Origin of the sequence: Nitrosospira sp. Nsp13 (assembly GCF_900101945.1) — a bacterium.
GTDB lineage: Bacteria > Pseudomonadota > Gammaproteobacteria > Burkholderiales > Nitrosomonadaceae > Nitrosospira > Nitrosospira multiformis_D.
This window is the reverse complement of sequence record NZ_FMVD01000007.1, coordinates 118225-133914: the sequence shown is the minus strand read 5'-3', so window position 1 is coordinate 133914 and position 15690 is coordinate 118225. Positions and strand designations below refer to the sequence as shown.

The 15690-nt window shown below is 51.6% G+C and carries 14 protein-coding genes and 2 tRNA genes; 5 read left to right on the top strand and 11 right to left on the bottom strand.

Going from position 1 to position 15690, the window contains the following annotated elements; translation table 11 throughout:
* Nucleotides 1–54: 54 nt before the first annotated feature.
* From BLO43_RS10295 to BLO43_RS10285, 3 genes are all read right to left on the bottom strand, one after another.
* On the bottom strand, nt 55–249 hold the full coding sequence (locus tag BLO43_RS10295) for a hypothetical protein (RefSeq protein WP_217628060.1): 195 nt from the start codon (nt 247–249) through the stop codon (nt 55–57).
* Between the two features lie 497 nt (nt 250–746).
* Nucleotides 747–2006, bottom strand: coding sequence for an outer membrane beta-barrel protein (locus BLO43_RS10290; protein WP_090906993.1), 1260 nt, complete (start codon nt 2004–2006; stop codon nt 747–749).
* 628 nt (nt 2007–2634) lie between these two features.
* Nucleotides 2635–2710, bottom strand: a tRNA-Lys gene (locus BLO43_RS10285).
* A 302-nt stretch (nt 2711–3012) separates the two neighbouring features.
* Between BLO43_RS10285 and BLO43_RS10280 the strand changes: the two genes are divergently transcribed.
* Together BLO43_RS10280 and hflX are read left to right on the top strand one after the other, a co-directional pair.
* Nucleotides 3013–3870, top strand: a complete 858-nt coding sequence (locus BLO43_RS10280) for a GNAT family N-acetyltransferase (protein WP_090906992.1) — start codon at nt 3013–3015, stop codon at nt 3868–3870.
* 753 nt (nt 3871–4623) lie between these two features.
* Entirely contained in the window at nt 4624–5964 is a 1341-nt protein-coding gene (gene hflX, locus BLO43_RS10270; protein ID WP_090906990.1) for a GTPase HflX, read from the top strand.
* 535 nt (nt 5965–6499) lie between these two features.
* On the opposite strand, the gene BLO43_RS17075 is transcribed toward hflX, so the two are convergent.
* Nucleotides 6500–6835, bottom strand: coding sequence for a type II toxin-antitoxin system RelE/ParE family toxin (locus tag BLO43_RS17075; protein WP_254773424.1), 336 nt, complete (start codon nt 6833–6835; stop codon nt 6500–6502).
* Entirely contained in the window at nt 6765–7031 is a 267-nt protein-coding gene (locus tag BLO43_RS10260; protein WP_090906989.1) for a type II toxin-antitoxin system Phd/YefM family antitoxin, read from the bottom strand. The genes BLO43_RS17075 and BLO43_RS10260 overlap by 71 nt, the downstream gene beginning before the upstream one ends.
* Nucleotides 7032–7609: 578 nt before the next feature.
* On the opposite strand from BLO43_RS10260, the gene BLO43_RS17165 reads away from it, so the two are divergent.
* Nucleotides 7610–7744, top strand: a complete 135-nt coding sequence (locus tag BLO43_RS17165) for a hypothetical protein (RefSeq protein WP_302847691.1) — start codon at nt 7610–7612, stop codon at nt 7742–7744.
* Between the two features lie 333 nt (nt 7745–8077).
* Here BLO43_RS17165 and BLO43_RS10255 read toward each other — a convergent pair whose 3' ends face one another.
* Both BLO43_RS10255 and BLO43_RS10250 read right to left on the bottom strand, forming a co-directional pair.
* Nucleotides 8078–8527: a thermonuclease family protein gene (locus BLO43_RS10255; RefSeq protein ID WP_090906988.1), complete on the bottom strand. Its 450-nt coding sequence runs from the start codon at nt 8525–8527 to the stop codon at nt 8078–8080.
* A gap of 533 nt (nt 8528–9060) precedes the next feature.
* Nucleotides 9061–9402: a hypothetical protein gene (locus tag BLO43_RS10250; RefSeq protein ID WP_090906987.1), complete on the bottom strand. Its 342-nt coding sequence runs from the start codon at nt 9400–9402 to the stop codon at nt 9061–9063.
* Between the two features lie 212 nt (nt 9403–9614).
* Between BLO43_RS10250 and BLO43_RS10245 the strand changes: the two genes are divergently transcribed.
* Nucleotides 9615–9845 (top strand): hypothetical protein, encoded by a 231-nt coding sequence (locus tag BLO43_RS10245; protein WP_090906986.1) that lies wholly within the window; start codon nt 9615–9617, stop codon nt 9843–9845.
* 1031 nt (nt 9846–10876) lie between these two features.
* A complete protein-coding gene (locus BLO43_RS10235) occupies nt 10877–11458 on the top strand; it encodes a PEP-CTERM sorting domain-containing protein (protein ID WP_175443931.1) in 582 nt (193 codons plus the stop codon).
* Nucleotides 11459–11566: 108 nt separating this feature from the next.
* On the opposite strand, the gene BLO43_RS10230 is transcribed toward BLO43_RS10235, so the two are convergent.
* The 4 genes from BLO43_RS10230 to purH form a co-directional block, all read right to left on the bottom strand.
* Nucleotides 11567–11642: transfer RNA gene (locus tag BLO43_RS10230), tRNA-Ala, on the bottom strand.
* A 137-nt stretch (nt 11643–11779) separates the two neighbouring features.
* Nucleotides 11780–12679: an oxygen-dependent coproporphyrinogen oxidase gene (hemF, locus tag BLO43_RS10225; RefSeq protein WP_090906983.1), complete on the bottom strand. Its 900-nt coding sequence runs from the start codon at nt 12677–12679 to the stop codon at nt 11780–11782.
* A gap of 59 nt (nt 12680–12738) precedes the next feature.
* Complete coding sequence (purD, locus tag BLO43_RS10220) at nt 12739–14049, bottom strand: phosphoribosylamine--glycine ligase (RefSeq protein WP_090906982.1); 1311 nt, start codon at nt 14047–14049, stop codon at nt 12739–12741.
* A 62-nt stretch (nt 14050–14111) separates the two neighbouring features.
* On the bottom strand, nt 14112–15683 hold the full coding sequence (purH, locus tag BLO43_RS10215; protein ID WP_090906981.1) for a bifunctional phosphoribosylaminoimidazolecarboxamide formyltransferase/IMP cyclohydrolase: 1572 nt from the start codon (nt 15681–15683) through the stop codon (nt 14112–14114).
* Nucleotides 15684–15690 lie beyond the last annotated feature (7 nt).

The window sequence follows — 15690 nt, the reverse complement described above, 5'->3', positions numbered from 1 at the left end:
CGCGGTACGCCTTTGGCATGGCCCTACTGTCAGATTAAATCGAAACTACTACAGCTAATACTTGATATCACGACCTTCCTTGCGGGCATCCTGCTTGGTGTCTCGCTTGTCCTGCCGACATTCCGCCCGGGTCTTTTCCTCTCCCGCACGACATTCAGCTTTGGTCTCTCTTGCCCCCTGACGGGCGTCCTGCTTTACGTCTCGCGCTTCGCGACGTTGCTCACCCTGTTCGATTGCGTAGCTCGTCAAAGGTGCTATCAACAATGCCGTTGCTATGGCTAAGTTAGATACGACAACTTGAAAACTAGCTTTTCTATTCATGTTTTTGCTCCTTGATATAAGATCTGTTTGACGTCTACTGATCTGTTTGGCGCAGTGTATGGAAAAAATAAAGACCTCTTTTCACTGGATTAAATATAGGTTAGGGAGAACGTATAGTCAAAGCGTGAGCTTTCCCCTTTGAGAGACAACCAGAAAATAGAACTTTCTGGCAGAATTTGCCTGGAGGTTCATATGAAGAAATCGCGAAACACTGAACAACTGAATCTGATCTGCCCCATAGGATGCAGTGAACCGCATCCTACGGCACGGACAGTTTGAATCCATTTGTCTAATGTTCCAAAACAAGCACCTGAGTTGGCAAGACTTCCATTGCTTCCCAATAACCAAACATTAGACAAAACGATACCATCGTCTGCTTATGGCACATACCGGCCAATTACGAAACTAATGAAAGGGGCAGGTCACTAGAACTGCACGTAAGCGTTGATGCCGACCAGGATTTGACTATTGCTCTTGCCGTCATTATAGGGCCTGCCTTCCCCCGTAGACCAGTCATAGCGCACTTCAGGACGAAAGGTGATATTCGGGTGCGGAGTGTAGTTCACGCCACCCGTCACAGAAAAGAAGTCACCTGCAAACCGGCCGAAGTTAGGATTTCCCCTGCCTGGCGCGCCACTTACGCGTGTACCGTCATGATCGCGAAACCACTCAAAGCGTAAGCCAGCTTTGACAGTTTTGTGTAGAGCATAAAAGAGGTACTGATCCACGCCGTACCATGTGGCAGCACCTCCATTCGGATCCCCGTTCGCCTGGGACGAGAAGTGCTGGTGGAAGGTGTACTCAAGCTTCTCCATAGGACGTAGTGTAATGAGTGCGCTATATCTTGTCCGGTTACCAAATACTCCTGGAATCGTCGTGCGCTCTTCTCCCGTAATAACTGCCAGCGAACCCGTGAAGAATTTGTTCGGTGTTGCATACTTCACTCCGGAAATTAATGATGGCTTGTCCTGCTGCCGGTCCAATGCGTCCCAGCCGTTCACGACTCCCGCTTGAAAAGTGAGCTGCGGGGTAATACTCGCAGTAGCAAGCCCCCCCCAGTGCGTGAATGGACCGGCAAACTGATACGAATAGGACTTCGAATAAAAGAAATTGGACGGAGCAGGTACACCCTCGTAACCGATTATGGTGTAGAAGTGCCCAGCCTTAATTGAAAATTTATTGTTGCCGATTTCGGCATACATTTGCGGAAGCGCCAAACCATGTCGTTGATGGTTCCATTTTGGGAAGGCGGCCTGAGTGCGTTCGAGTCCATTGCTTTGTGCCAGAAAGAAATCGTTACCGAACAGGACGTCAACTCTGCCACCCAAATTGATCCCCTCTTTATCGCCCAATTTTTTTTCGGCAATGAAGTAGAGCTGGTTCAGTACCGGCCTATCCCGGTCTACCTCGTTATAGGGGCCATTAAAGTGGGAACCAGGGGTTGAGCCATTGAACGTATAACCTCCGCTCACCCAGCCTCGTATAGAAATCGGAAAGCTTTCGGGGAAGAGACGTTTGACGTCCGTTTCTGGTTGAGGCACGCGTTGAGGGCGGAGCTGTTTAACCCCCGTATCCGGCAGATACGTAGAAGCCGATGCAGCGCCGTCATCCGCCCAAACATGACTTACCCCGAGGATCAGCCAGGATATTGCGAACGCGCATAATCCGACTTTACAAGTTTTCATGTATCTCCCTCATTTGAAAACCGAACTGGTCAGTGCTACTCCTGACACTCTAATTAACGGGAAACGGCCAACTAGTGGTCGTGTATCAGTGTGAGATTGGGGTGACATGGGAGTCTGTTCGATAACGTACAGATGAGATGAACCTTTTGCGTAATCAGACCGATGATACTTAGCTGAGATCCTGAGGGGAGGCTTCGAGAATGAGCTATCTAAGGTTGCCTGACCTAGTGCGTGAATTGTTTACCGTGGTAATAGGCTTCGACTGATGCGGTGTAGCGACGCTCATCGTAGGAGGTAGTTGCAGAGGCATGGGCACTTGCGGATACAAGGGAGGCGTTTTAAGCATATACCGATTGCGCGTTGCCTTATAGTCGAGCGTACGGATTTAGAGGTAGGCTTTTTCGAAATTGAAAATTTTTGGAAGCGGGGGATCAGGGGCGTTTATCGCCGGATCGAAGGAGTAGCGGGGAGGAGGCTCATAGCGAGATGGAACTCGGAAGGTAATGAAGAACTCCCATTAATTAACGGGTAATATCTAGAGTATGTAACCAATTCACTTGCATCAGCACTTACACAAAAACAAAAGCAGCTACCCTAAAGAAAATAAATAGGATAACCGCTTGTTTATTGGTGGGTCGTGAGCGGCTCGAACGCTCGACCTACGGATTAAGAGTCCGCTGCTCTACCAACTGAGCTAACGACCCGGAATATGGACCCGGAATTTCCAAGGAATGTGGCGGAAATGAGAAGCTTGAGCCTAGGCTCCGCATTGGCCAAACTTCACTGTAGCGAATGCTACCACATCCGTTGAGAAATTCGAATGGGTGATGTGTAATGGAAGCAGATCTACCCGGGTATTTTCTTCCGCAATCATGTGGTACATACGCACCGACCCTTTGTACACCCTATTCATATCGGGCTCTCTCTTCAGGTCATCGCGAGAAATGACTGAGCATCATCGCTGCGATCCGGTTTGCCGCCAAACAATTATTCGAATGGAGTAAACATGCATTTCAATTTACGAGCTGGCCGCCTCGCAGATGCGGAGGCAGGCGGGCTGATCTGCTACGAAGCATTCAAGACGATTTCCGGGCAACATAATTTCCCTCCGGATTTTCCTTCGTCCGAGGTGGCGTGTAGCCTCTTTTCGTCGCTGTTGTCACGCCCTGACGTGTACTCGGTGGTAGCCGAGAGTGAGGGGCGGATCGTGGGCAGCAATTTCCTGTGGGAAGATGCGGCCATCGCGGGTATCGGTCCACTGACGATCGCCCCGGACGTCCAAAACAGCGCCCTCGGCCGACGCCTGATGGAGGACGTATTGGCGCGTGCCCGGCAGAAACGGTTCGCCGGGGTGCGCCTGGTGCAGGCCGCCTATCATAACCGCTCGCTGGCCCTTTATGCAAAACTGGGGTTCGACGTACGGGAGCCACTGGCAAACCTGCAGGGACCAGCGCTGCGACTCGATATTCCCGGCTACACCGTCCGTTCCGCGCAAGCCGAGGATGAGAACGCTTGCAATCGTCTCTGTCAAAACGTCCACGGTCATGATCGGGGTCAAGAGCTACGTCAAGCAATCCAGCAAGGCACCGCCACCATCGTTGAACACGCCGGTCGCATCACTGGTTACGCCACATTAATCGGGTTCCTTGGGCATGCCGTGGGCAAGAGCAATGAAGACCTCAAGGCCCTCATCGGGGCTGCGGAGGCCTTCGCGGGGCCGGGGTTTCTCCTGCCCACGCGCAATGGCGAACTGTTCCGCTGGTGCTTGCAGCACGGACTTCGCGTCGTTCAGCCCATGACGTTGATGAGCTTCGGGCTCTACACCCAGCCTTCGGGCGCTTTCCTACCTTCGATTCTCTTTTGAAAGCGGATCATCTTTCTCAGGCGGATTTTTTCTTGACGGCGAATGCGTTCCATTGCTGAGCTATATATCAAGAGTGGCCCCTATCCTCGCATCGACCTTCCGGTAGAGGTAAGCCTGTTTAAGAAATCCATCTTGATCTAACCAAGCATCATCAACTCGGAGCGCTGTCTCGGGTACTGGAGTCCCCTTAACTCGGTTAATAATGGTCTCAAGAGTAGCAGGTCTCTCCGACCTGATCATGTCCTCTTCCGCTTGGCTATAGCTATCGTAATACATTACGGTAATCGTTGCCATTTCACTCTCCATTAGTAGTTTTCGATTGTGTTTCGGGTTACTCAATTGTCCCTTTAAGTATTTACGGCATTGCGGGATTTCTCTTGAATTTATTTTGTTAAATTTGATTCCAGCTGCACTCTTGGGTGATTTGACCATTGAACCCAGATACATGCATGGGGAAACCCGTTTTAATTGATCTTGATAAGCCCTAATCTGGAACGCCAAGTCAAACTACTAGAAACATATAAACCGAATTACAGTTACCGAATATTGTTCTGATCTAATATTCGAGAGTTTTCTCAACCGGCACAGATGATCAATATCCGGCCGGCAGTAATAGCCATTTAGGGTGGTGGGCGTTTATTAATTTTCAACCGGCAGCAACAAGCATGGTTGTATATTCCGTACCTAGCGCCGTCGGCTATTACATTTGCAGGTACTATCTGGATTCGCCCACTCAAGATATGCAATCTCCCAATGCAAAGAGAAGTTGAAGAGAAATCCAGGTATGCCGTCGTGGCGGCCGTACAACTGCCGAGCGTGAGTGATAGCGAGTTCGAGGCGTCGCTGAACGAGCTGCGCGAACTCGCAAAAACACTGGGGTATGAGGTTGTTCGCACATTCGTGCAGAAACGCTCGAGCTTCGATACAACGGCATACTTTGGCGCCGGCAAGCTGCAGGAAATACGCAGCTTCATGAACAATGAACCCACCGAGTTCGAGGAAATAGTCGCTAACCCTCATAGTTGGGATATCGATGCCATCCTGGTCGACCACGAGATCTCGCCATCACAGGCGCGCAACCTTGAAAAGGAGGCCGGCTGCGAAGTAATGGACCGCACTATGGTCATCCTCGAAATTTTTCATCGCAACGCCCGCTCTCGCGCTGCGCGTGCCCAGGTGGAGATCGCGCGCCTCGGGTACATGGCACCGCGCCTGCGCGAGGCGGCGAAGCTTGCGGGGCCGCAAGGACGGCAGCGCAGCGGCGTCGGTGGCCGGGGAGGCGGCGAGTCGCACACTGAATTGGATCGACGCAAGATCCGTGACCGCATCGCCGAACTTCAACAGGAAATCGTCGCGATGGATGTCGAGCGCAAGACGCAGCGTGCGCGGCGGCAAGAGCGCCAGGGGTTCGCTGGCGTGGCGCTCGTCGGCTATACAAACGCCGGCAAGTCCACCTTGATGCGGGCGCTCACGGGAAGCGAGGTGCTGGTCGCGAATAAACTCTTCGCTACGCTTGATACCACCGTGCGTGCCCTCCACCCCGAGAGCGTGCCGCGTGTGCTCGTCAGTGACACCGTTGGCTTCATAAAGAATTTGCCACACGGACTCGTCGCCTCGTTCAAGTCAACGCTAGAAGAAGCGCTTGATGCATCCCTGCTGCTCCACATCATCGATGCAAGCGACCCCGGGTTTGAGCGCCAGCTTGAGGTCACCGATGGAGTGCTTGAGGAGATCGGTGCGAATGTCATACCGCGCATCCGCGTCTTCAACAAGATCGACCACGTCGGCGATGCAACAGCGCAAGCTGAACGCGAAGCGGCCTTGCGAACACAGTACCCGGATTGCGTCGTGATGAGTGCACGCCGCCCTGACGAAGTCGCGAAACTCCGCCAGACAATCGTCGCGTTTTTCCAGCGGGATCTGGTAGAGGCCGAGCTTTTTCTTCCTTGGTCGGCACAGCAACTGCGTGGGGAAATCTACGCAAGCTGTCAGGTGCTGGAGGAGTACTCAGACAATGAGGGCGCCTTCTTTCGGGTTCGCGGCGAGCCCAGTGCCGTGAAGAACCTGCGCGAGCAGTTCAGCCAGGTGTTATAAATTCAGCGCCTTTGATTCCGGCACGCCGATTCTATGTATTAGCCCGGATGTTTCATAAATTCGCGTGATGATTGCGCAGGATTCTGTTTTGTAGGGAGATTTCGTGAAAGAGTGGCGTAGTTATTCATACCTGACCCATTCTCAAACGGCACAGATGGTCAATATTCGACTGGCAGCAACACCAAATAAGTATAAAATGGCCCCAGCTTGGACTTGGAAACTGCGGTCTATGGCGGCAAAAATTAATAACGATCCAAGCAGGAACCGCTAATTATTGGGTGGTTGCATTTATTACTATGCGAACATCAATGCAAGGAGAGCATCATGGCAAAAGGTCAGCAAAGGAAAACCAAAGAAGCAAAGAAACCTAAAAAGAAACCGACACCCGCTATCTGACTCGCTCTTGCGCTGAACAGATCAAGTGCGAGGCCGGATGGCGGCGGAACACCAGGTATCACGGAAAGGGGAGTGAGCCATGAGGCTCCCAGTAGCCGGCGAGCCAGCAGCGACTGTATGTCCCTCCGACCGTCCGCGATCAGGTAGACGTAAACGCGTTGCTCAACGACACGATAGATCGCCGGTAAGGTTTGAAGAAGGTCTGGCGATAGTCACGGATACCCAGTACCAGTAATTCCCTGGGGTGGCTGCCGCGTTCCGGAAAAGTCATCAGCGTTTCGACGATTTCGAGCAATTTATCCAGCACATGACCCGCGCTAGCGGGAGAGTCGAAGTCTGCGACGTAGTCGTAAATCGCTTCGAGATCGCGTTCCGCCCCCTCGGTGAACAGCACCTCAACCGCATCAGCGTCCGGCTTGCCTGGCGCGCAGCCGAGCGACCACATCGTTAACCAGCGTGATTTTTCCTGCTTCAATCTCCTGATTGCCAAGCGCAAGAATCTTAAGCAGCGCCAGCGTTTCCTCATAGGAAGCCACATCCTGGATTACCGCCTTCGCCTCGCCGTTCTGTGTAATGACCAGCGGTTCACGTTGCTCGGCCAATTGTAGCAATACCTCTGCCGCATTGGCCTTCAGGTAACTAATCGGTTTAACTTGGGTTGAGTAGCGCATGACGCCTCTTTTCAGATCATATAAAGACCAAATATAGTCTCTTTTTAATCTTTGAACGATACCTCGCCTCACTCAATCGCTCGACTATCGGATACTAATTCTGTTGAGTTGCATATTAAGGAAAGTAAATTATCCAAACTCAGCGTATGGGTTTTCGCCTTCACCCTTAAAGACAGGAACCTTTGGTCGATCTGCAGGGCTCATTTCTGAATTTTCTATTTTTGGGATATGAAAAAACTTCGTGCAGGTCATCTCATCATTCTTTTCTACTATTTTTATTTATTCGGCGTAACCTTTAAAGTTAATGCCTAATTAAATTAGAAGATCACGATGAACACATTCTTTTTCATAGTAGTACCAGAGGTGATTCTGGCTGGCGATGTAGTCCATTTTGATGGCCAGATTGCAAAGTACGCATTCGAGGTTAATTCAGAGAGAGAAGCCCATGACTTGGTATTCCCGCAATTCTGCTGCGAACATCCTCACCACTCTCACGAATCAACGAAATATCAGATAAATTGTATATCGAGCTAGAAATCCACTTTAAACCTAGCCCAACTCAATATATAGGAGGATCTATGGAATGGATTTTAGGGGCGGTGATCGCCTTTGTGATGGGAGGTTTAATTGGAACGAAATTGGGGCGCCAGAGAACTGAGCTTCGGCAAAAAAAGAGTGCGCACGAATGGGAAAAAGCCAAAGATAAAAAATAAAAAGCCCGGTAAAAGCACTCCCGGGCAATATCCTACAGACCTGTTTTCTATGCGGATTTTCGCACAGAATTAATAAGCAGAAAGAAAAGAATAATGACGTATCTGACCTGCCAAGGAGGTGGCGCGATGAACGCCTTTTTAGTATTTTGGGGTTCATATATTCTTGTGCTTGTCGCTGGATTGGGAGTGCTAGTAATAGGTTGAAATACGAAAAAGCCCGCATGTAACGGGCTTTGGAACTTCTTGGAATTTGCTGGAACATCTAAATGGGACGGGGAGGTCGAATATGGCTCAGATACCGCATGAATAAAAGTTGCTCAAGCTTTTTTCAAGTCAAACATAATGAATCAAACAAGCGCCAGCGTAGCGCGCCGATTTTTTCCATTGCCAGGGTGGAGTAGGCGATTTGTCGGCCCATAATCCGCGCTTTTGGCGCTTTGCTTCGTGCTCAAAAATAAAGAGATTATGATCCTTGGCGTACTTACGATAGACCCACGCCATGCCGCGACTGACTTGCTCCAAGTTTGCATCAACACCATCGCAACTGACACGAGCCACGGTTCGGCCAAGTTGATCTTTTGCGCGTGGCGTGACTTTCGCCTGTTTACCAAAGCATAAATCAGAGAGCGATTGTTTGGATTTGGTGCCGAATGGCTGCCCGTTTTCTGGCGCGTCTATTTCGGCCAGCCTGATCTTGACCTGCTGCTTATCCTCGTTCAGAACGGTGAGCGTGTCGCCATCAGAAATGCCGATGACTGTGGCGAGGAATGCAGCTATGAGCATTTTTCAATATAGAAAAAATAATAGGGCCGTTTTTCAGCGCAATAATTTGATCGACCCGACTGTTATTATCATAGCCTACTTCGTAGGCCATTTCATCCTCACTAAATATGTCGTGCTACTTAGCAGCGATCACGACGCGACATCGCCATTCATAGCTCCTTGATTATTAGGTGACCGGGCTCCTGGCCTTAAGTTAGAAATTAACGAGCCTGCAATGCCACGAAATGGCTGCGGGTTGCAATGCTGTAGGTGGCGTGATGGGTGCGAAAAGTTCAGCCCGCCATCCATGCGAAATACGAGCTTGAATGCTTGCAGAGCCTGATCGAATCACAAGTGCATGGAAGTCGATAGCTGCGGTTCGCTATCCTTGATGATAGCCCAGCCCGACGATATATTGCTTGTACGTAAAGAAATAAAACGGTTGAGACGAGGACTTTAGGTTTTCTTCAATCGGCGCTATCAAATGCTTCCCATTGTTATATGGTCATCCGCCTACAATCCCCTGCTCTCTGTTGATTTTTCCCGCCAAAATATCAAGGCTGAGCCGATGCCACCGCGCACTGTTTGATCTGACGCTGTTCTTCAAGCTGTTTAATTCGGGTATCCGCGCTTTCAAGCGCTGCGGTTCGTTCGAGATTGTTACCTATACCGAAGTCCGCAAGGAATGCAAGAATATCGCGCCCACTGAACGCCGCCTCTTTGTTCACATGGTCAACAAATCCCCTTGTCTTAGCTATTTCCAAATCCATCTCGCGGCACGTCATTGTTGTTCTTTCGAATGATGTTACAGAACCTTGACGACCATAGATTTTAGTCGCGCAGCCTTGTATTGATGCCAGTAATAGGAGGGTACAAACCAGTGCAATGCGTTTCATTATTTTCCTTATGGTTGAGTTAGCGGCATCATTCTACAGAGTTTAATAGTCTTGCCGATTGGACTGAGGTACACCAGAGAAGCATTGTGGGTATTCGCAGAAGGTAATAAAAAACCCAGCCGATGCTCGGTTGTGGTCCTATCTCCGCGAGCCTGTGGGCTGCTTGGCAATTTAATTGATACACTGATCAATTCGAGACAGGAGGAAGTGGCGTGAATAATAACGATGGTGACCACAGTGCTGAGGAAGCTCTGAAAAATTATCGTAATGCAGCAACAAGAATCAGAGAGGGGAATTGGATCAGCGCAGAGGATATAGATGAACTGATAATGCTATTGTCAGTTTATGTGGACCACCCAGAGAGTGACGAAGATGTCCGTCTCGAGCTCGTGAAAGAGCATCAGCAGATTTATGAGCGATTTTACGAACAAAATAACGCTTGATTAGCCCGCCAAAATGCGCGTGGGCGCTACCCAAACTTTGAATAGAGGCTTGCGTCATTAGTCTTGAAGAGACTATCTGCCTGGCATTTGCTATGCAGCCTCTTTAACGTGCACAGTAAGCGTCGACACATCAATATTGTTGATCGGGCTGCCACTCGAAAGAGCCAGCTTGAACTTGGCCGCCCTGCAAGTAAGATCCGCCACAAAGAATGGTGTCCAGGGGCCATATACCGGGCTTCCTGCGGGGTTATCGTTTGTTATTGATGCATAGATAGTCGCATCGCAATCGTTGACTGTAGCCCCGCTTACAAGCGGGTAGCTTATTAACCGCCAATACTGTCCAAACTCGGCGCAAGGATAAGGTGCATTCGCCTTAAAGACTGAAACCTTCGATCGATCTGCCGGCCTCATTCCCAACTTACCCAGTACCACGTCAAAGGATTATGAGCGGCTTGCTCAACAATGTTATCCGTGTTGTCATTGCTCACGGCACCTCCTCGCATTTAGCTAATTAAAGATATTTTAGCTAGCATGAAAACTAGCGCATACCACACACGCATGCGCACCATCTATGGCCTCTCCTAATAGTTCTACTTCAACGTCTTCTGGATCAGTCCAAGACTCGTCGATCCACTCGTCTCCGCCAGATGGATGCGTAAGACGCGCTGCCTCTTCGGACTCAGCAATGACGACAGCGTTATGATAGACGTCATAGCCTGTATTCTCGTATTGAGTGATTAGATAGATGTTCACGCCACTTCCCCCTATATCGAAGCAATCAGTGTATCAATTAAATTTGATCGTGAGGGATTACAGTCCGCGCCCGCAAGGTTAATTACTTCCGCCAGTGGTGATTTGGATCCAATGGTCGGCCGGTAACATCACAGCCTGAGCATGCGAATCGTGCGCTGTCCATTTCTGCGAGTGGATTCAATATTCTTGGGTCAATGATCTCGCTAGACTATTGCGTAGCAGAAACTGAGAGCCTAATGTGGACTAGCTTGCCGCTATTAACGATCAATGGAGAAAAAGTGAAAAAGGAAATTAAAACATTAATCATTACAGCGTTATTGTACTTCGCTCCTTTTCCCGCTTACGCATTTCCGATTGCCGCACCGGGAACAGAAGGTTCGCGAATCTTCGGGATCGGGGCTGGAGTCCCAGTGACAATTACCTATCTAGGAAGCTCAGCAGCGCACAGTATTGATTTATATCTGATGTCGCCATCAACGGGGGCTTTGCTCATTTTTAGCAACGACTCTGCATCTGTTGGGGATACGAAAAACATTGGAGAGGTCCACAGCGGGTCGGAGTTATGGTTTCGTGTGCATGTAAATGACACGGGGTATGACTTCTTTAATGGATCGCGAGAACATAATGCTGACGGTGAGTTTCATGCAAGGGTTCAACGCAATTGGCTTCCAAATACAGCGTTGGCGAGCTTCGAAGCCATATATGATCCATCTGGGAATTCCAGTGTTTTCGATGACCTAAGCTTCTCAGTTTCTAACGTCAATGTTATCCCCATTCCAGAACCCGAAACCTACGCCATGTTTTTAGCTGGTTTGGGTCTGCTGGGATGGAGGCTGCGTAACGCCAGAAGCCCCCTTTAGGCGTTGGATTCAATAGAACTTGGTGGGAAGTGGTAGGAGGAAAACCAATGAAAAAGCCCGCATTTAGCGGGCTTTTGGGACTTCCTGAGACTTGTTGGAACATCTAATTGGTGGAGACGAGGAGGATCGAACTCCCGACCTTCGCATTGCGAACGCGACGCTCTCCCAGCTGAGCTACGTCCCCGATTGTTACACGTATTTTATAACAAAAAGCGATGGCATAATATGAGGTTACTAAGCAGTAGCAACGATTTTGCAATCCTGACAGGTATTTTGGCAGGTAATTACACTTACAAGGGAATTAACGGGGATCAAACCCCTTCACACCCAATCCTTACCGATCAGAAAATCCGTATAGAGCTTGTCTTCAGCACTGCCAGCTTCGGGTTTCCAGTCATACCGCCATTTCACGATGGGCGGCAATGACATCAGGATGGATTCGGTACGTCCACCCGATTGCAAGCCAAATAAAGTGCCACGATCCCACACCAGATTGAATTCCACATAGCGGCCCCGGCGGTAGGCCTGGAAGTCGCGTTCGGGCTCACCATAAGACACATTGAGACGCCGCTCCAGTAGCGGCACATAGGCAGGCAGGAAATGATCGCCGACACTTTTGGTCAGACTGAAACAGGCATCGAAATCCGGTTTGCCCAAATCATCAAAAAAAATACCGCCTATGCCACGCGGCTCCTTGCGGTGCTTCAGATAAAAATACTCGTCGCACCATTTCTTGAAACGTGGATGATAGTCGTCACCAAACGGTTGCAGTGCATCTTTACAAGTCTGGTGGAAGTGTATGGCGTCTTCTTCAAATCCATAGTAAGGCGTCAGATCCATTCCGCCGCCGAACCACCAGACTGGTTCGGCCCCCTCCTTATGCGCTTCCAGATAACGGACATTCAGATGCACCGTGGGTGCATAAGGATTGCGCGGATGCAGCACGAGCGACACGCCCATTGCCTCGAACGAGCGTCCCGATAATTCAGGCCGGGCGGCGGTGGCCGAGGCGGGCAGCCCACCACCGAATACGTGCGAGTAATTCACTCCACCACGCTCAAGCACATTGCCTTCTTCCATCACGCAGCTTAACCCGCCGCCCCCCTCGGAGCGTTCCCATTGATCGCGGCGGAAACGTTTGCCATCCACCTCTTCCAGGCGCGCGACGATGCGTTCCTGAAGTCCGGTGAAGAATTCTTTAACTTGCTGTGTTGTGTCCATGCAAACTCCCGATACCTGTCCCGCACTACACGCTACGCACTACAGATTTGTCCAAGCTACTATTTTCGTTGGTTGATAGCCCGATACCCGATGTCGTGGCGCGTCTGACAGCCGTCGAAGTGGATTTGCTCAGCAATATCATAGGCGCGGCGCTGTGCCATCTTCACGCTATCCCCCAATGCGGTAACACATAATACACGCCCGCCCGCAGTCACGATTTCCTTGCCGTTTTCTCCACCTAAGGCAGTGCCTGCATGAAACACGCAAAAATCTTTCTCCGATGACGCCACAGACAGGATGTCCGGCAAACCATGAATCACGTCTCCCTTACGCGGCGTGTCCGGATAACCCTGGGCCGCCATGACCACCCCCAGGGCGGTGCGGCGATCCCATTCCGCCTCGATCTTGTCGAGGGTTCCGCTTATGGCGTGCTCCATCAGCGTGACCAGATCACTCTTCAGCCGAAGCATGATGACCTCCGCTTCCGGGTCACCCATGCGGCAATTGAACTCCAGCACCTTGACGCCGCCATCCGGCGCTATCATCAGCCCGGCATAAAGAAACCCGGTGTATTTCTCGCCTTCCTGCTCCATGCCGTTGATCGTCGCCTGGATCACTTCGCGCATTATCTTGGCATGCAGCTTGGGCGTGATTACCGGTGCGGGAGAATATGCGCCCATACCCCCCGTATTTGGGCCCTGATCACCTTCTTTCAGGCGCTTGTGATCCTGACTGGTGGCAAGGGGCAGCACATGGCGGCCATCCGCCATGACGATGAAACTGGCCTCCTCCCCTTCCAGAAATTCCTCGATCACGATGCGCGCACCCGCGTCCCCCACGCGATTTTCAACCAGCATCGCGTCCACGGCGGCGTGGGCCTCTGCCAGCGTCATGGCAACCACCACCCCTTTGCCCGCAGCCAGGCCATCGGCCTTGATGACGATGGGGGCGCCTGTCTGATCCAGATAATGATGGGCTTCGGCAGCGGAACTGAAGCTGGCATAAGCAGCGGTGGGAATCCCATGGCGCTGCATGAAAGCCTTGGCAAAACCTTTGGACGTTTCCAGTTGCGCGGCCTGCCTGGTGGGGCCAAAAATTTTCTGGCCCGCCGCACGGAAAGCATCCACGATGCCCGCCGCCAAGGAGGCTTCCGGCCCGACTACTGTGAATGCGATGGATTCCTTCCTGGCGAATTCCACCAGTTCAGGAATCCCGGTGATGGGAAGATTCTCAAAGTCGCCTTCCAGCGATGTGCCGGCGTTGCCAGGGGCAATAAACACCTTTATGGGGCGGGTGGCACGCGCCGCCTGGAGAAGTCTCCATGCTATCGCATGCTCCCTGCCACCGCCGCCGATTACTAGTAGCTTCATATCAGGGTGTCCCTACATTCAAATTTGCAAGTATCCGCGCCACGGTTCTGGGTTCCGGATTCTTAATGTCTGAAATGCCGCACACCGGTCAACACCATTGCCACACCCTGCTCATCGGCGGCGGCAATCACTTCTTCATCGCGCACGCTGCCACCGGGCTGAATGACCGCCTTCGCGCCCGCCTGTACAACAATATCCAGCCCATCGCGAAACGGGAAAAAGGCATCCGATGCAACTACCGAACCGGCGAGAGCGAGTCCCGCATTCTGCGCTTTGATGGAAGCAATGCGGGCGCTATCGACTCGGCTCATTTGTCCCGCGCCGACGCCCAGCGTCTGGCCATGCGCGCAATACACGATAGCGTTGGATTTGACGAATTTCGCCACACGCCATGCAAACAGCAAATCCTGCAATTGTTGCGGCGTCGGTTGTACTTGGGTGACGACTTTCAGTTGGGCCGCAGTGACATTGAGGTTATCCGGCGTTTGCACCAGCAATCCGCCGCCCACGCGCTTGAAGTCAAAAGCATTGCCTCCCGTCTGGAGCGGCAAGGTCAGCACGCGCACATTGGTTTTGCGGGCGAGAATCTGCTTTGCGTCATCGCTTAGTTCCGGCGCGATAATTACCTCGACAAACTGCTTGATTACCGCTTCGGCCGCGGCGCCGTCAAGCGCGCGATTGAAGGCGATGATGCCGCCAAAAGCGGAAGTTGGATCTGTGGCAAGCGCCAATTGATAAGCCGCGAGCGAAGTATCGGCCACGGCCACGCCACAGGGATTGGCATGCTTGATGATGACGCAGGCAGGCAAATCAAAGGTCTTGACGCATTCCCACGCAGCATCGGCATCGGCAATGTTGTTGTACGACAATTCCTTGCCCTGCAACTGGGCGTAGCTGGCAAGACTACCCGGGGCGGGAGCAAGGTCGCGATAGAAGGCCGCTTGCTGATGGGGATTTTCACCGTAACGCAAACGCTGGCCGATACCGAAATTAAGATTGAGACGCCCGGAAAATGCCTGGCGCTGTCCGTGCTGCTCATCCTCCGGATCGATCGAAGTAAGATAATTGCTGATGGCGCTATCGTATGCGGCGGTGTGCGAGAAAGCCTTGCAGGCGAGCTGGAAACGGAGTTCCTGCCTGACCGCGCCACTGGCGGACTTCATCTCCTCCAACAGCGGCGCATAATCCTCCGGATCGGTAACGATCGTCACGCTTTTATAATTCTTTGCCGCGGCTCGCACCATGGTGGGGCCGCCGATATCGATATTTTCGATGGCCTCTTCCAGGCTGCAATCGGAACGGGCCACGGTCTGGCTGAAGGGGTAAAGATTCACCACCACTAGCTCAATGCCAGGAATCCCCGCCTTCTCCATCGCCGCCATGTGCTCAGGCGCGTCCTTTCGCGCCAGGATGCCCGCATGGATTTTCGGGTGCAGGGTTTTTACCCGTCCGTCGAGCATCTCGGGAAAACCGGTGTAATCGCTTACTTCGGTAACAGTCAGGCCCGCATCCTTGAGCAACTTGGCGGTACCGCCCGTGGAAAGGATCGTTATTCCAAGCTGGCGCAACTCACGCGCAAGCTCGACGATTCCAGTTTTGTCGGAAACACTAATGAGGGCTTGTTTAATAGTCATTTATTGG

Bases quoted from the DNA above. Each gene is read 5' to 3' on its own strand.
- BLO43_RS10290 (WP_090906993.1), bottom strand. From the start codon at position 2,006: ATGAAAACTTGTAAAGTCGGATTATGCGCGTTCGCAATATCCTGGCTG.
- BLO43_RS10280 (WP_090906992.1), top strand. From the start codon at position 3,013: ATGCATTTCAATTTACGAGCTGGCCGCCTCGCAGATGCGGAGGCAGGC.
- hflX (WP_090906990.1), top strand. From the start codon at position 4,624: ATGCAAAGAGAAGTTGAAGAGAAATCCAGGTATGCCGTCGTGGCGGCC.
- BLO43_RS10260 (WP_090906989.1), bottom strand. From the start codon at position 7,031: ATGCGCTACTCAACCCAAGTTAAACCGATTAGTTACCTGAAGGCCAAT.
- BLO43_RS17165 (WP_302847691.1), top strand. From the start codon at position 7,610: ATGGAATGGATTTTAGGGGCGGTGATCGCCTTTGTGATGGGAGGTTTA.
- BLO43_RS10255 (WP_090906988.1), bottom strand. From the start codon at position 8,527: ATGCTCATAGCTGCATTCCTCGCCACAGTCATCGGCATTTCTGATGGC.
- BLO43_RS10250 (WP_090906987.1), bottom strand. From the start codon at position 9,402: ATGAAACGCATTGCACTGGTTTGTACCCTCCTATTACTGGCATCAATA.
- hemF (WP_090906983.1), bottom strand. From the start codon at position 12,679: ATGGACACAACACAGCAAGTTAAAGAATTCTTCACCGGACTTCAGGAA.
- purD (WP_090906982.1), bottom strand. From the start codon at position 14,049: ATGAAGCTACTAGTAATCGGCGGCGGTGGCAGGGAGCATGCGATAGCA.
- purH (WP_090906981.1), bottom strand. From the start codon at position 15,683: ATGACTATTAAACAAGCCCTCATTAGTGTTTCCGACAAAACTGGAATC.